Annotated in this window: 16 protein-coding genes and 1 pseudogene; 8 read left to right on the forward strand and 9 right to left on the reverse strand. The window is 63.5% G+C overall.

From position 1 onward, the window contains the following. Positions 1 to 10 precede the first annotated feature (10 nt). The 4 genes and pseudogenes from tnpB to RS901_RS31945 all read right to left on the reverse strand — a co-directional run bounded on the left by tnpB (position 11) and on the right by RS901_RS31945 (position 2,172). Complete coding sequence (gene tnpB, locus RS901_RS31930) at positions 11 to 364, reverse strand: IS66 family insertion sequence element accessory protein TnpB (protein ID WP_316154630.1); 354 nt, start codon at positions 362 to 364, stop codon at positions 11 to 13. Then, positions 340 to 840, reverse strand: a complete 501-nt coding sequence (locus tag RS901_RS31935) for a transposase (RefSeq protein ID WP_316154632.1) — start codon at positions 838 to 840, stop codon at positions 340 to 342. The genes tnpB and RS901_RS31935 overlap by 25 nt, the downstream gene beginning before the upstream one ends. Positions 841 to 922: 82 nt before the next feature. Next, positions 923 to 1,174, reverse strand: a pseudogene (locus RS901_RS31940) (cysteine hydrolase); the annotation flags it as partial. A 77-nt stretch (positions 1,175 to 1,251) separates the two neighbouring features. Next, a complete protein-coding gene (locus tag RS901_RS31945) occupies positions 1,252 to 2,172 on the reverse strand; it encodes a pyridoxal-phosphate dependent enzyme (RefSeq protein ID WP_316154633.1) in 921 nt (306 codons plus the stop codon). Positions 2,173 to 2,313: 141 nt separating this feature from the next. On the opposite strand from RS901_RS31945, the gene RS901_RS31950 reads away from it, so the two are divergent. After that, entirely contained in the window at positions 2,314 to 3,231 is a 918-nt protein-coding gene (locus tag RS901_RS31950; protein WP_316154635.1) for a LysR substrate-binding domain-containing protein, read from the forward strand. A gap of 57 nt (positions 3,232 to 3,288) precedes the next feature. Continuing rightward, positions 3,289 to 4,257, forward strand: a complete 969-nt coding sequence (locus RS901_RS31955) for a bifunctional helix-turn-helix transcriptional regulator/GNAT family N-acetyltransferase (RefSeq protein ID WP_316154637.1) — start codon at positions 3,289 to 3,291, stop codon at positions 4,255 to 4,257. 95 nt (positions 4,258 to 4,352) lie between these two features. Here RS901_RS31955 and RS901_RS31960 read toward each other — a convergent pair whose 3' ends face one another. Then, positions 4,353 to 4,643, reverse strand: coding sequence for an excalibur calcium-binding domain-containing protein (locus RS901_RS31960; RefSeq protein WP_316154640.1), 291 nt, complete (start codon positions 4,641 to 4,643; stop codon positions 4,353 to 4,355). A 78-nt stretch (positions 4,644 to 4,721) separates the two neighbouring features. After that, positions 4,722 to 5,180 carry a MarR family winged helix-turn-helix transcriptional regulator gene (locus tag RS901_RS31965; protein WP_316154641.1) on the reverse strand — a complete coding sequence of 153 codons (459 nt, stop codon included), beginning with the start codon at positions 5,178 to 5,180 and terminating at the stop codon, positions 4,722 to 4,724. Positions 5,181 to 5,248: 68 nt separating this feature from the next. On the opposite strand from RS901_RS31965, the gene RS901_RS31970 reads away from it, so the two are divergent. Together RS901_RS31970 and glnA are read left to right on the forward strand one after the other, a co-directional pair. Then, positions 5,249 to 5,728, forward strand: a complete 480-nt coding sequence (locus RS901_RS31970; RefSeq protein ID WP_316154643.1) for a PaaI family thioesterase — start codon at positions 5,249 to 5,251, stop codon at positions 5,726 to 5,728. 149 nt (positions 5,729 to 5,877) lie between these two features. Next, positions 5,878 to 7,353, forward strand: coding sequence for a type I glutamate--ammonia ligase (glnA, locus tag RS901_RS31975; protein WP_316154645.1), 1,476 nt, complete (start codon positions 5,878 to 5,880; stop codon positions 7,351 to 7,353). A gap of 19 nt (positions 7,354 to 7,372) precedes the next feature. On the opposite strand, the gene RS901_RS31980 is transcribed toward glnA, so the two are convergent. Continuing rightward, positions 7,373 to 8,290: a LysR family transcriptional regulator gene (locus RS901_RS31980; RefSeq protein ID WP_316154647.1), complete on the reverse strand. Its 918-nt coding sequence runs from the start codon at positions 8,288 to 8,290 to the stop codon at positions 7,373 to 7,375. Positions 8,291 to 8,582: 292 nt separating this feature from the next. Between RS901_RS31980 and RS901_RS31985 the strand changes: the two genes are divergently transcribed. From RS901_RS31985 to RS901_RS32000, 4 genes are read left to right on the forward strand one after another with little or no spacing between them, the layout of a single operon-like run. Further along, a complete protein-coding gene (locus RS901_RS31985) occupies positions 8,583 to 9,785 on the forward strand; it encodes a CoA transferase (RefSeq protein WP_316154649.1) in 1,203 nt (400 codons plus the stop codon). Between the two features lie 13 nt (positions 9,786 to 9,798). Then, positions 9,799 to 10,752: a hydroxymethylglutaryl-CoA lyase gene (locus RS901_RS31990; RefSeq protein WP_316154651.1), complete on the forward strand. Its 954-nt coding sequence runs from the start codon at positions 9,799 to 9,801 to the stop codon at positions 10,750 to 10,752. Positions 10,753 to 10,771: 19 nt separating this feature from the next. Beyond that, the gene (locus RS901_RS31995) at positions 10,772 to 11,158 is read left to right on the forward strand and encodes a VOC family protein (protein ID WP_316154653.1); all 387 of its coding nucleotides are present in this window, start codon (positions 10,772 to 10,774) and stop codon (positions 11,156 to 11,158) included. A gap of 38 nt (positions 11,159 to 11,196) precedes the next feature. Then, on the forward strand, positions 11,197 to 12,165 hold the full coding sequence (locus tag RS901_RS32000; RefSeq protein WP_316154655.1) for a tripartite tricarboxylate transporter substrate binding protein: 969 nt from the start codon (positions 11,197 to 11,199) through the stop codon (positions 12,163 to 12,165). A 47-nt stretch (positions 12,166 to 12,212) separates the two neighbouring features. Here the strand turns inward: RS901_RS32000 and RS901_RS32005 are convergent, their stop codons facing one another. Both RS901_RS32005 and RS901_RS32010 read right to left on the reverse strand, forming a co-directional pair. Next, on the reverse strand, positions 12,213 to 13,367 hold the full coding sequence (locus RS901_RS32005) for a glycerate kinase (protein WP_316154656.1): 1,155 nt from the start codon (positions 13,365 to 13,367) through the stop codon (positions 12,213 to 12,215). A gap of 31 nt (positions 13,368 to 13,398) precedes the next feature. Next, positions 13,399 to 14,355, reverse strand: coding sequence for a D-2-hydroxyacid dehydrogenase (locus RS901_RS32010; protein ID WP_316154658.1), 957 nt, complete (start codon positions 14,353 to 14,355; stop codon positions 13,399 to 13,401). Positions 14,356 to 14,643 lie beyond the last annotated feature (288 nt).

Raw genomic sequence — 14,643 nt, forward strand, 5'->3', positions numbered from 1 at the left:
ATGCGAGAGTTCAACTCGTTCGCACGTAGATGCGTTGGGGATGCTTCCTGATGACTGCGATGTCGATGCCGTCCAGCAACCAATGCAACTGATCGACGGTGAGCGTGACGATATCGGTCGTGTCCGGCCACACGAAGCGATCCTCGGCTTCCAATCGCTTGAGGAATAGCCAGAAACCAGCACCGTCCCAGCCGAGGATTTTGATACGGTCGCACCGTCGGTTGCCGAACACATACAGCGAGTGGTCGAACGGGCTGAGCAACATCGCCTGCTCCACCAGAATCGACAGTCCGTTGATCCCCATCCGGAAGTCCACCGGCTCGCGATGCAGGAATACCTTCAGCCCGCTGTCGAACCGGAACACGGCATCCTCCCCAGCATCTGGACAATCATCGTCAGCCCTGCGAGATCCGCCTGGCTCAGATCCAGTTCGACGCCATTGGGCAATCGCACATGCAACGCGACGGCCATACAGGCGGAGGTTGGATCGACTGACGTCGCCTCTGAGGACTCCACGGCCACGAATGCTGAGGGTCGGTTCTCGGTCATCGTTCTCGTCTGCATCTGTTGCACAGGATCGCCGGGCGGATCGGGGAAATCCGCTGCTTGGCCGACAACCGGCGCCTGATCACTCATCGTGCGCTCACGCTCCAGCAGATACTGCGCTATCCACTTGCGCAGCAGGCTGACGTGCACGCCGCTCTCCAGCGCCTGGCCTGCGATGGATATCCCTGGCCGCAGACAGGCCTCAACCAGTGCTCGCTTGCTGGCCTTGTCGTATCGCTTGCGACCCCTGCTGTTGCTGCTGACAACTTTCAGTTCCGGCGATGCTTCGCTCATCAATGTTCTCCTGAAGTAGGTGGAGAACATCATCACCATTCAGACTGCCATTTGATAGACGCCAATGAAAGACTGCTTACAAAAGACCAAGCTGCTTGATTCCCTGCCCGTTCCGGTTCAACGGACTGACTTCCGGATAGCCTGGACCAAAGTGGATCTTGGCGAAATAGACGCTGACGCCCCTGGCCCGGGCAGCGTCACACAGCTTGCGCGTATTTGAGAGCAGAGTGGGCGCGACCGATGGAAATAACTCCAGGATGTCGGTCTGGTAATGCATGACCACCAGCGCGGTTTGCGCGGGAACAATTGCCGGTATCTCAACGGGTGGCGACATAAGGCTACGCGATAAGAAATGATGGTCGACTCTACCACGACCAATCGGTTGGCCGTTCCGGGTCTCCTTAAGCCCGCTCAGTCCCGCATTGCAGCAAAGTCATGCAGTTGCTGAGCGGTCACCGTGGCCCCGCCACATACCACCACGGCGATGTTGGATGCCGCCTTCAGCACCGGGTTGTCGCAATCCAATGCCGCCAGGGCTGCGCCGCATGCCGGCTCAACCAGGACGCGGTGTTCGTCAAGAAACCTTATCGCTGCCTGCACCGCCTGTTCGTCTGACACAACGACGCTGTGGACCTCGTGACGCTGCGCCCATCGGAGCGCGCCATCACACGGCCGCCTGGCGCCAAGCGACGTCGCCACGCTGGTGATCGTTGAGAGTTCGACCGGCCTGCCTTGGGCAACCGAGCGGGCGTAGCAGTCCGCACCGTCGGTCTCTACCGCGATGACAGGCACGTCGGACCAGCCATTCCGCTGCAGCCCTTCCAGCACGCCGCACAGCAGGCCACCACCGCCCACGGCAAGAACAATGGCGCCTGGCTTCGGCCCGGATACCGCCATCTCGTCCACCAGCGTGGCGTGCCCCTGCCAGATGAGCGGATCGTCGAACGGGTGCACGAAGGCATCGCGCGGCCCGATCAGGGACAGTGCAAACTCGTGCGCTTCCGCCCATGTGCCTCCGTGCACGATCAACTCCGAGCCTTCCAGGCGGATCAGGTCGCGCGCTCGGGGCGGCGTGCTCTCGGGTACCACCACCACGACGGGAACGCCGAGTTCGCGTCCGCAATAGGCTGCCGCAATCCCGGCATTTCCGCCTGAAGATGAAACGAATCGCTGTGCGCCCGCGGCGTGCCGCGCTTCACACAAGGCTCCGACACCCCGGAGCTTGAAAGACCCGGACGGCTGCGCGGCTTCCATCTTTAACCAGACCGGCTTGCCGAGCCGCCGCGAATTGGGCTGGGACTTTACAAAGGGGGTGTTGATGTGGAGCGTCATGTTTCGTAGCGAAATGGGGAAGCGAGCCGTCCCTGCAACGCGGGAAGCTGCGCCATCGTAGACGCAGGAAGCTATGCAAACAAATGTTATTTAGGTAGTCTAGCTATGCTTTTCGAGCATGAATGAAGGGGCGGAAGCGGTATGCGGAACATTGAATTGCGACATCTGCGCTACTTCATCGCGGTAGCGCAGGCCGGCAGCGTGGTGGCGGGCGCCCGTGCCGTCGGCATTGTTCAGCCCGCCCTGTCGCGGCAAATCATCGAACTTGAGGCGGCCATCGGTACGCCACTGCTGGCGCGCAAGGCAAGGGGCGTGCAACTCACCGTGGCGGGCGAGAGCTTCCTGCGGGATGCCACACAACTTCTGGCAAACCTGCAAGCCAGTCGCGATCGCGCCCTGCGTTGCGCTGCCGGGCAGCTCGGCGAGCTGCGCCTTGGTGTGTTGCCGAACTACCTGAGTTCAGCCGTCGTGACGGAGGTGCTCAGAGCCTTCCGGACGGCGTGCCCGGAGGTCAAGGTCCTGGTGGACCCGATGCTATCGACGGAGCAGATCGCCGCGATCCGGCACAGGCAGGTGGATGGCGGCATCATGGCCTGGCGTCGGCATGAGGCGCCGCATCTGACTGGCATCGTGTTGCTCAGCGACCGCTTCGTATTGGCCATGCCTTCATCACAGACCGCCCGCCACAAGCAGCCGAAACGGCTGGTAGACGTGGCGGATCTGCCCTTCGTCTGGTTCGATCCGGCGCGGTCCTCGTCCCAGCATCGCTTCCTGATGACGCAGTGCGAGCGCGCCGGTTTCTCGCCCCGCGTGGCCCAGGTTGGTAGCGACATCCCGACCGTGCTCGGTCTGGTTTCGGCGGGGATGGGTTGCGCGTTTGTCCCCGAAAGCCTGTCAACCGTCTGTCCGCCGACCGTGCGGCTGGTGCCACTGCCTGAGGTCGCTGACCGCTTCGACGTGGAATTCGCGTTCGACGAGGAGGTAGCGACGCCAGCCGTCAGGCAATTTGTGCAGGCGCTGCAGCAGGTGATCGATGATCGGGCAAGCCAAAGAACTTGATTAAGTTGCGTTTCACAACTATATTGGTTGCGAAACGCAACTTATATGAGGCCGCCCATGGACCTTGTCGATATTCCAGCCAAGTCTCGAGAAGCGACGATTCTCGAACTTCGCGACTTTTCCCGAAGACTGGTTCGCGAGCTTGGTTTCATGCGAGCCACCCTGGCCGATAGCGACCTTGCCCCGTCGGCGGTTCACGCGATCATCGAAATCGGAGCGCAGCCAGGGATCAGCGCAAAGGATTTGGGCAACATCTTGCGCCTGGACAAATCGAACACGAGCAGGCAGGTCGCAAAGCTGGAGGCTGGCGGACTCGTGGAGCGCAAGACCGCAAGCGAAGATGCCCGTTCGTCCGAGCTGTACCTGACCGAGGCAGGCCAGAAACTTCGAAAGAAGATCGACCGCTTCGCAACGGATCAGGTATCCAGCGCGCTTCGACGGATGGTTCCGGCTGACCAGCAGGCCCTGGTCCGCTCTCTCGCGCTGTACGCCGACGCACTTACGCAAGACAACGCGGTCAGGACCGCCCCCGGAGATGCCGTGGCCGGACGGATCCTGGAGGGCTACCAACCCGGCTGCATTGGTGACGTGGCAAGCTTGCACGCCCGGTTTTACTCGGAACATTGGGGCTTCGGCGCGTTCTTCGAAAAGAAGGTGGCGACAGAGCTTGCCGAGTTTGTCGGCAAGCTGCCAGCCGATGACAAGGCGCTGTGGCTCTACGCCGAAAACGGCCGGTCGCTCGCCTCGCTGGCCATCGACGGGGATGATGAACAGGGCATCGCCCATTTGCGCTGGTTCATTGTGGATGACGCATTGCGTGGTTCCGGTGTCGGACGGCAACTGATGTCACACGCGATGAAATTTGTCGACGAGCGATATCGCGAGACCTACCTATGGACGTTCAAGGGGCTGGATGCGGCACGCCATCTATACGAGTCGTTTGGTTTCCAATTGGTGGACGAATCGGAGGGGACGCAATGGGGAACCCGGGTCATCGAGCAACGGTTTAGTCGTTGCCTGGCATGAGCCCAGCCTTGATGCGACCGCTAACCTGCCCTTGTCTTCATGAGGAATGTCGCCGCGCAGGCGTGAACCGCAGGGCGTGGCCCGGCAATGGCACGTCAAAACATGCACTGGAGGGGCGGCGTCTCACAGGGAATGCCGTCGCCGTCCCCATCCATCTTTACCGCCGGGCAGTTTTTCAGATAGAAGCGCGCTTCCGCGCAGGATGCCATCTGGCTGCAGTGCTGTTTGCCCTCGCAGCGGAATGCCGGTTCCGCCGTGGCTGGCACGGCTGAAACCTCGATCCGCTGTGGCTCGGCCTGGGCCACGGGATTTACCAGAGGCGCGTGCGTTTTGTAATAGATGAAGGCGGCCGCGACGGCCGCAACTACCAGCAAGCCCTTATACATGTTGACCCCTACCCTTCTTTTTCTTTTGGAAATGGAAGGATGCCACAACAGCGTCGTTGTCGGTCAGGCGCTCTGCCGCTACTCTGCCAGCCTTGCCGCGACCTCGCCTACCATGTCGTGCAACTCTGAACCCAGCTTTTGCCGCAACGCGCGGTGGCCGGGCTGCCACAGCGCCAGAGCCTGTTGCAACTTGAAGGCGCCGGCCTCTGTCAACCACACCGCGCGGCGGCGGCGATCCGCTTCGGACATGACGACTTCCACCAGCCCCGTGCTGACAAGCTGATCCACATTCCTCGACATTGTCGATTGATTCAGTCCGGCTCGTTGCGCCAATGCGCCAAGGGTGTCGTCCGTTGCCGACGCGATCAGGCACATCAATCCAAATTGCGTACTGGACAGGCCAGACGAAGCCAAGGCCTCATCCAACTCCGCTGTAATTCTGCGCGCCAACAGGCGCGACCACCAGCCGAGATCGACATCGAGAACCGCAGCGGCGTCTGCGCGCAGGGTCCTGGCTCCTTGCTTTCGTTTTTCCATGTCGATACTATATGCAGATGCATTGTTTGTATCTGCATATATTACCAACAACGAGGAGATCGGACGAGATGGAATATCGATATGGCCTTGCCGCACCCGCCGACGTCGCAAACATGAACGGCAGGGCAATTCTTCAAGCCATTGTGGACGGACGTCTGCCACAGCCGCCCATCTCACAGGCCCTCGACTTCTGGTTGGTCGAGGTCGGCGACGGATTCGCCGCGTTCGAAGGCGAGCCGTCGTCCAGACTGCTCAATCCAATGGGTTCGGTCCACGGCGGATGGCCTCTGACGCTCATTGACAGCGCAACCGCGTGCGCGGCCAACTCCCTTCTTCCCGCTGGCGCTGCTTACACCACTGTCGAAACCAAGGGAAATTTCTCCCGACCGATCAAGCCTGATACAGGCAGGGTCCGTGTCGAAGGCCGCGTTGTCAGCCACGGCCGTCAAATCATTACCGCGGAAGCTCGCGTGCTTGCGAAGAACGGGCGCGTTCTGGCCCATGGCACGTCTACGCTACTTGTGCTAGCGCCTGCGCGGGAACAATAGGCGAACCAAGCGAACGTCAGGGGAAGCCGGCTTGAGTCAGGCTGGCGACCACAGCCATTCGGCAAGACTGCAGGGTTGGTGAGGCGCTTTCCATTCGGAATCTGACAGGCTAATGTTGAACTAGCCGCTGGCAGACGATGGAGGCAGGTATGGGCATGGTCTCAATAGAACCCGGCAGCTATCACGTTGCGCCGCCGCAAAACCCCGGCGAAGTCATCGATCTGATCCGGACGCACGCGATCCAGGTCGTTGACCTCAGGTTCACCGACTTGCCCGGCGTGTGGCAGCACTTCTCGATCACGCTGCCGGAAATCAACGACGATTTGTTCTCGGCCGGCATCGGCTTCGACGGGTCTTCCATTCGCGGGTTCCAGGAAATCCACGAGTCCGACATGCTGGTCAGGCCTGACCCGGCCACGGCATTCATCGATCCGTTTTGCACGGCACCAACGCTCGCGCTGATCTGCGACGTGCTGGACCCCGTCCTGCACCAGCCGTACTCGCGCGATCCGCGCCACATCGCACGCAAGGCCGAGCTATACCTCCGGCAAACCGGTCTTGCCACGGTTTGCTACCTTGGCCCCGAACTGGAATTCTTTATTTTCGACTCCATCCGCTTCGGGCAGGACCAGCATTCTGGCTACTACCACGTCGAATCCGCCGAAGGCGAATGGACCTCGGGCCGTGACGAAGGCGCCTATGGTGGAGGCAATCTAGGCTACAAGCAGCGCTACAAGGGAGGATACTTTCCCGTGCCGCCAAGCGATACGCTGCAGGACATCCGCTCCGAAATCGTACTTGCGCTGATGCAGGCCGGCATCCAGGTCGAGGTGCATCACCATGAGGTCGCCACCGCGGGCCAGAATGAAATCGACATGCGCTTTGCGCCACTGACGCGCATGGCAGACAACGTGATGATGTACAAGTACATCTGCAAGAACGTTGCGCGCCGCCACGGCAAGGTCGCCACATTCATGCCCAAGCCCCTGTTTGCCGACAACGCGAGCGGCATGCATTGCCACCAGAGCCTCTGGCGCGACGCCGAGAACCTCTTCTATGACAAGAACGGTTGGGCGCAGACGTCCCAGATGTGCCGTTGGTACATCGGCGGCTTGCTCAGCCACGCCCCCGCGCTGATGGCTTTCTGCGCACCGAGCACGAACTCCTACAAGCGGCTGGTGCCCGGATACGAGGCGCCTGTCAATCTGGCCATGTCGCAGCGCAACCGATCCGCCGCGGCCAGGATTCCAATGGTTTCGGATTCCCCGAGCGCCAGGCGCGTTGAATTCCGCTGTCCTGACCCGTCCGCCAATGCCTACCTCGCCTTCTCGGCAATGCTGCTCGCCGGCCTGGACGGCATTGAAAACCAGACCGACCCCGGCGACCCGCTCGACAAGAACATCTATGATCTGCCGCCGGAGGAAGCCGCCCGCATCCGCCAGGTACCAGGCTCCCTGGAAGAGTCGCTTTGCGCGCTGGAAGCCGACTCAGCGTTCCTGCGCAAGGGGGATGTCTTCACTGAAGACCTGATCACGACCTGGATTGACTACAAGCGCACGCACGAGATCGATACCTTGAAGGTGCGGCCACACCCGTGGGAATTCCAGCTCTACTTCGACATTTGATCACGGCACATCTGTGCCATCAGCCACTCGCGCTGGCAGAGCCCGCTGCGCGCAGATGCTCCAGGAGCGTCCTTGCCTCCGGCAGGAGAGCTGCTTCATCCCTCACGCCCAGCCAGAGAATGCGTGATGCCCAGGCGTCGGACAGGTAGACGGCATGCAGCCCCGCCCCCAGCAGTTCGGGCCGGACCGCGCCATCCGGCAGGACGCCGATGCCCAGGCCCGCCTCGATCATCCGGCAGATCGCATCGAAGCTGCTGACCTGGATCCGCAGCCGCACGACCTTGTCCAGTGCCGATGCAGCGTCGGTCAGACGCTGCAGCAGCGAGCTGCCCTGGTTGAGGCCGACAAAGTCGTACTCCAGGGTTTCGTCGAAACTCACTTCCGAGCGCGCGGCCAGTGGATGCCCGGCAGGCACCAGGACGACCAGGCGGTCACGCCGATAGACAGACTTGCTGACGTCATAAGCCGGCACGTTGTCGGCGAACACGCCGATATCGGTTTCACCGGACAGCAGCGCCACCACCACGTCCTGGCTCAGGCGCTCCTCCAGGCTGATCCTGATCATCGGCTGCGAGGCCAAGAAGCTTGCCAGGTCGTGCGGAAGAAACTGGATCACGGCTGACGTATTGGCCCAGACCTTGACGTGTCCGCGCACGCCGATGGCGAAGTCGCTCATCTCGCCCGCCATCTGGTTGACCTTGTCGAGCACCATGCGCGCGTGCTGGACAAGCTCATGGCCAGCGGGCGTCAGCTCAAGCCCGCGCCGAACGCGCAGGAACAGTGCGCATCCCACCGTGCGCTCAAGGTCCGCGATCCGTTTGCTCAGGGCGGAGAGCGTCATGTGTGACTTGTTCGCCGCCTGCGTCAACCCGCCGCATTGGGCCACCAGCTGGAAGACGCGCAGGGACTGGAGATCGAAATGGGCAGGATTGATCATGGTATTGCCTTCGCCGCAAGACATGGCGACACGCGCCGACAGGATTGAAAGTCAGGAAAGGCTAGTAAGCCGATCGCGCCTTGTCAAACGGCACTCCCCGCTCGCGGCATCTCAATGCAAGCCTTGATCCGCCTGGGATAGCCAACAAAGCGGCGGGTTGTGCCGGTCGTGGTGCCCCCGTACAGCAAGATGGACCACCTTTTCCCGCAAGGAAAGGACAGTTGAGAATCCATCGATTACCAGGCAACGGCTTTTGACCCACTATCTCCAGCACACAGCAGGAGCCATGGAGATGGAAACAAGCAAGTCAAAGCCCCTTGCCGGCGTACGCGTCCTGGAACTGGGACAACTGATCGCCGGGCCGTTTGCCGCGCGCATGCTGGCGGCGTTCGGCGCGCAAGTGATCAAGGTCGAGCCGCCGGGCACGGGCGATCCGCTGCGCAAGTGGCGGCTGTTGCATGAAGGCACCTCGGTCTGGTGGGAGGCACAGTCCCGCGACAAGCAGTCCGTCACGCTGGACCTGCGCACGCCGCAAGGCCAGGAAGTCGTGCGCAAGCTGGCCGCGCAAAGCGACGTGCTGATCGAGAACTTCCGCCCGGGCACGCTCGAAGGCTGGGGCCTGGGCTGGGACAGCCTGCGCGCGGCCAACCCCGGGCTGGTGATGCTGCGCGTGTCCGGCTATGGCCAGACCGGGCCCTATCGCGACCGGCCGGGCTTCGGCGTCATTGGCGAAGCGATGGGCGGCTTGCGCCACCTGAGCGGCGAGCCGGGCCGCACTCCGGTGCGTGTGGGGGTGTCCATCGGGGATTCCCTGTCCGCCCTGCACGGAGTGATCGGCATCCTGCTGGCGTTGCGGCACCGGGAGCAGAACGGCGGCCAGGGCCAGGTCGTGGATGTGGCCTTGTACGAGTCGGTGTTCAGCATGATGGAAAGCCTGCTGCCGGAATACTCGGTGTTCGGCACCGTGCGGCAAGCGGCCGGCAGCAGTCTTCCCGGCATCGCGCCGACCAATGCGTACCGCTGCGCGGACGGCAAGTACGTGCTGATCGCCGGCAATGGCGATGGCATCTTCAGGCGGCTGATGGACATGATCGAGCGCCCCGACCTGCGCGACGACCCTGCCCTGGCCCACAACGACGGCCGGGTCAGCCAGGTCGCAATGCTCGACGCCGCCATTGGTGAATGGGCGGCACAGCGCAGCCTCGAAGCGGCCCTCGACGCCCTCAATGGCGCCCGCATCCCCGCGGGCAAGATCTACGACATCGCCGATATCGCCAGCGATCCGCACTACCGCGCGCGCGACATGATCCTGGACGCGCAATTGCCGGACGGCACGCCCGTCCGGTTGCCCGGCATCGTGCCGAAGCTGAGCGCCACCCCCGGCGCACTGCCCAACCCCGCCCCCGCGCTTGGCCAGCATACCGACGCAGTGCTGGAAGGCCTTGGCATCGGCGCGGCGCAGCGCGAGGCATGGCGCGCGGCAGGGATTATCTGACAAGGAGACCGGCATGACTGCCAGGAAGGTGTACATACATGAAGTCGCCACGCGAGACGGCTTCCAGAACGAGGCCCGCTTTGTCGAGACCGATGACAAGGTCGCCCTGATCGACGCCCTGAGCGCATGCGGCTACGCCAGGATCGAGGTGACTTCCTTCACCTCGCCCAAGGCGATTCCCGCGCTGCGCGACGCGGAAGCGGTGATGCATCGCATCGCGCGGCGCGCGGGTGTGGTCTACACGGTGCTGGTGCCAAATGTGCGCGGCGCCGAGCGCGCCCTCTCCTGCCAGGTGGACGAGGTCAACCTGGTGATGTCGGTCAGCGAAAGCCACAACCGCACCAACCTGCGCATGTCGCGCGAGCAATCGTTTGCCCAGCTTGCCGACGTCATCCGCGTGGTAAGAGAGACGCCGACCGCGATCAACATCTCGCTGTCGACCGCGATGGGTTGCCCGATGGAAGGCGACGTGCCGCTGGAAAACGTGCTGGGCTGGATGCAGCGCTTCGCTGACCTGGGGGCTCACGGCGTGACGCTGTGCGACACCACTGGGATGGCGTTTCCGTCCCAGGTCGCCAGGCTGTGCGAGGCCGCGCGGCGGCAGTTCCCCAGCCTGGCGCTGACCCTGCATTTCCACAATACCCGGGGCCTGGCGCTGGCCAACACGCTCGCTGCGCTGGACCAGGGCATCGACCGCTTCGACGCTTCGCTGGGCGGCCTCGGTGGCTGCCCGTATGCCCCGGGCGCGACCGGCAATGTCTGCACCGAAGAACTCGTCCATATGCTTGAACTGGACGGCTATGACACCGGCGTCGACCTGGCAGCCATCCTGCATGCCGCCGCGCGCTTGCCGGGCCTGATTGGCCATGACGTCCCAAGCCAGCTGCTGAAGGCCGGCCGCCGCCTCGACCTGCATCCGATGCCTGCCGCCGACGCGATCCCCGAACAGCGGGCTTTCCAACCCTGACACCTGCCTGGAAACCATCATGTCCCTGATCGACCATCTTGACCATCTGGTGCTCACCTGCGTGGACCTGGAAGCCACGCGGCACTTCTACACCGAAGTCATGCGGATGCAGCCTGAAACCTTCGGCAACGGTCGCCTGGCTTTCCGCTTCGGCAACCAGAAGATCAATCTCCACCAGCGCGGCGCCGAGTTCGAGCCCAAGGCACACCTGCCCGTGCCCGGCGCACTCGATCTTTGCTTTATCGCTTCGGTCCCGCTCGACGAGGTCATCGCCCATCTTCAGCGATGCCAGTGGCCCATTGTCGAAGGACCTGTGGCGCGCACCGGCGCCACGCAGAAGATCCGCTCGGTCTACGTGCGCGATCCGGACCTGAACCTGATCGAAATATCAGAACTGGTCGACTGAAGATCGGCCCACCCGACAAATCGATGGAGGAGACCCCCATGAAACGCATGACGATCGCCGCGGCCGCCCTGGCAGCCCTGGCTGCGGCCGCCCCGGCCCACAGCGCCAACGCCTACCCCAGCAAGCCGGTCACCCTGGTGGTGCCCAGCGCACCGGCCGGATCCACCGACATCGTGGCGCGCCTGGTTGGCGAACAACTGCAGGCCGCGCTTGGCCAGCCCGTGGTGGTGGACAACAAGCCCGGTGCCAGCGGCAATATCGGCACCGAAGCCGTGGCGCGCGCCGCGCCGGACGGCTATACGCTGCTGCTCCAGTACTCCGGCTACCACGTCGGCAATCCGGCGCTGTTCCCGCAGATCCGCTGGAAGCCGTCCAGCTTCGTCCCGGTGGCGCTGGTCATGCGCGCGCCGCACGTCATCGCCGTCAGCGGCAAGCTGCCCGCGACATCGATAGCCGAACTGATCGCCTACGGCAAAAGCAATGGCAAGGGCCTGTTCTATGCCTCGTCCGGCAATGGCTCGATCCAGCATATCGCCGGCGAGATGCTGGCGCGGCAGACCAGGGTGCCGATGACGCACGTACCGTACAAGGGCGCCGGGCCCGTGATCACCGACCTGATCAGCGGCCAGGTCGACATGTTCATCACGACCCCGCCAAGCGTGATCGGGCATGTGCAGGCGGGCAAGATCAAGGCGCTTGCCTATGCCGGACCGAAGCGCCATCCCTCGATGCCCAATGTGCCGACCACCGCGGAGGCTGGCCTGCCGGGCTATGAGGTGGAATCCTGGTTTGCACTGTTTGCGCCGGCGAATACACCGCCGGCCATCGTCGAGCGCTTGTCCCAGGAGGTGAAGAAGATCGTCGCCAGCGACACGTACAGGAAGAAGATCGAGGAACAAGGTGCCTTCGCTGCCTACATGGGGCCGCAGGAGCTGGGCAAGTTCGTCGACCAGGAACTGGCGTCCTGGTCGCGTGTGGTCAAGGCATCGAATATTCGCGCGGATTAAGCGCCTTCGGTGCGTGGAAGGTCTCCCCTGGCGGGGAGACTCTTTTGCTATACGCCCGGGCGATTTTCCTGGCGGCTGGCGGCGATGTAGAGGCGCGCAAGCTGGCACGCAGCATCCTCAAGCAATGCCGCCGCATGCTCCATCGCAAAGTGGATCGATACCGGCCCCTGCTGGATCGAGATGCACCCGTCGAAGGCTTCGGCCAGCCCGGCATCGGGCTCGACGGCCCCTGAGAGCAGCGTCACCGGCACACCCGCCTGGCGCGCCATGCGCGCGATCATGGCAGGACCTTTCCCCATCATGGTCTGCGCATCGGACCGTCCCTCGCCGGTAATGACCCAGTCGAAGGCGCCGAGCCCGGCATCGAGGCCCGCAGCACCCAGCACAAAGGCCGCGCCCGGCACGATCTCGGCGCCGAGCAGGCGCAATGCAAAGCCGATGCCGCCGGCGGCGCCGCTGCCTTGCGCATCGGCAAGATCCAGCCCGACGACGGCCGCGCATCGCCTTGCAAACCGGTCCAGCCGGGCATCCGCAGCGGCCAGGTCTTGCACGCCCTTCTGCGGGCCGAAGACAAAGGTCGCGCCGTTTGGCCCGCAGAGCGGATTGTTGACGTCCGACAGGCCCAGCAGCCGGACGCCGCCAAGCTGCGCAGGCCGCTGAAACGTTGCGGCGCTGATCGCGTCCAGCGTATCCAGGGTTGGCCACAATGCGTTGCCCCGCGCATCGGTAAAGCAAAAGCCGGTTTCCGCCAGCAGGCCGGCACCTGCGTCATTGGTGGAAGATCCGCCCAGCCCGATCGCGATGGTATCGACACCCCGCTCAGCGATCGCCCGGATGACATGGCCGACTCCCCTGGTCGTGCGTTGCCCGGGCGCTACCAGGGCGTGCGGAAGGCCGACAACTTCTGCCACCTCGACGATCGCGAGCTCGCCAAACTCCTGCGTGCGGCTGCGGAAGTACCGTACCGGCTTTTGCACGCCATTGGCATCGATGGCGACCACCTCCTCCCACACGCCCGCAAGCGAGGCCGCCAGGACTTCGGCGGTCCCTTCGCCGCCATCGGCAATCGGCGCCACGGTGACGTCCGCACCAGGCACCGCGCGCCGGATGCCGGCGCGGATGCGATCCGCCACCTCAGTCGCGCAGAGGCTGCCTTTGAACGAGTCAGGTGCAACCAGCACCTTGAGTCCTGCTGCTTTCATTGTCTTCCCCATCCTTCGTCTGGCGGGCACGTCATCCGGTCACCACGTTCCTGGGTGCTCCTTGCACGAAGGCACGGATATTGTCGACAAGCTGGTCGGCCAGGCCTTGCACGGCTTCGTCGCTGGCCCATGCAACGTGCGGGGTCAGGATGAAGTTCGGCGCATCCTTCAACTGATGGAACGGGTGCTCCGCGCCGGGCGGCTCCTGCGTCGCAACGTCAAAGCCGGCCCCGGCCACCTTTCCGGATTGCAGCGCTTCCACCAGCGCCGCTTCATTGACCAGCCCGCCTCGGGCGGTGTTGATCAGCAACGGACGCCGTTCCATCTTCAAGAACTCCGCGGCGTCGATCAGGTTGCGTGTCTGCGCCACCAGCGGGCAATGCAAGGTGATGATGTCGCTACGACGCAGCACCTCGTCGAAAGGCGTGTAGAGCGGGCCCATGCCCTCGCGTCCCTTGTGGGCCGCAAACAGCGGTTGCATGCCCAGCGCACTCGCCATCCTGGCCACCGATTGGCCGAGCACGCCGTCGCCGACGATGCCAAGCACCGACCCGTGCAAGTCCTTGATGGGATAGTCAAAGAAGCAGAAGGATCCGGATTCCTGCCAGCGGCCGCGCCGGACCGCATCGTGGTAGGCCGCCAGGCTTCGCCGCAGCGCGAAGATCAGGGCAAAGGTATGTTCCGGCACCGTATGGACGGCATAGTTGCGGATGTTGGAGACGACGATGCCGCGGGCGGCACAGGCTCGCAGGTCGACAACATCGGTGCCGGTTGCCGCGATGGCGATGAGCTTCAGATTCGGTGCCTGCGCAAGCTGGCGGGCATCCAGCTTCACCTTGTTGGTGATGACCACGTCCGCGGCAGCAATGCGCGCGGCGACGTCCTCGTCAGCCGTTTCCCCGTAGAGTTGGAGCTCATGCGGGAACGGCAGCGCTCGCAGCGTGGTCTGCGGCGAGATGGTGGAACGGTCCAGGAATACGATCTTCATCAGAGTTGCTCCTTGCTGGTCCGCCGCAGCGTGCCGATGTGAGGCACGGCCCTCGCACTGGCGCGTAAGGACGGGCTGCGGTCGGAGGGCGGCAGGCATCTGCCGCGTTATTGCGCCAAAGACATGATGAGGGGAAGGCAGGCCGGGCTGGAATCGCGGCTTTCTCCACCGTCCTTTCTCAAATGGAAAGGGACAGGCGGCATCGGCCCTGCATGGCGCGGAACATTCCGACCCGGGCTGACACGAACTACGAGAGGGCCGCGGAATTGTCGACGCAGCGCGACGGCA

It is taken from the genome of Cupriavidus sp. BIC8F, assembly GCF_032465815.1.
In the GTDB taxonomy this organism is placed as follows: Bacteria; Pseudomonadota; Gammaproteobacteria; order Burkholderiales; family Burkholderiaceae; genus Cupriavidus; species Cupriavidus necator.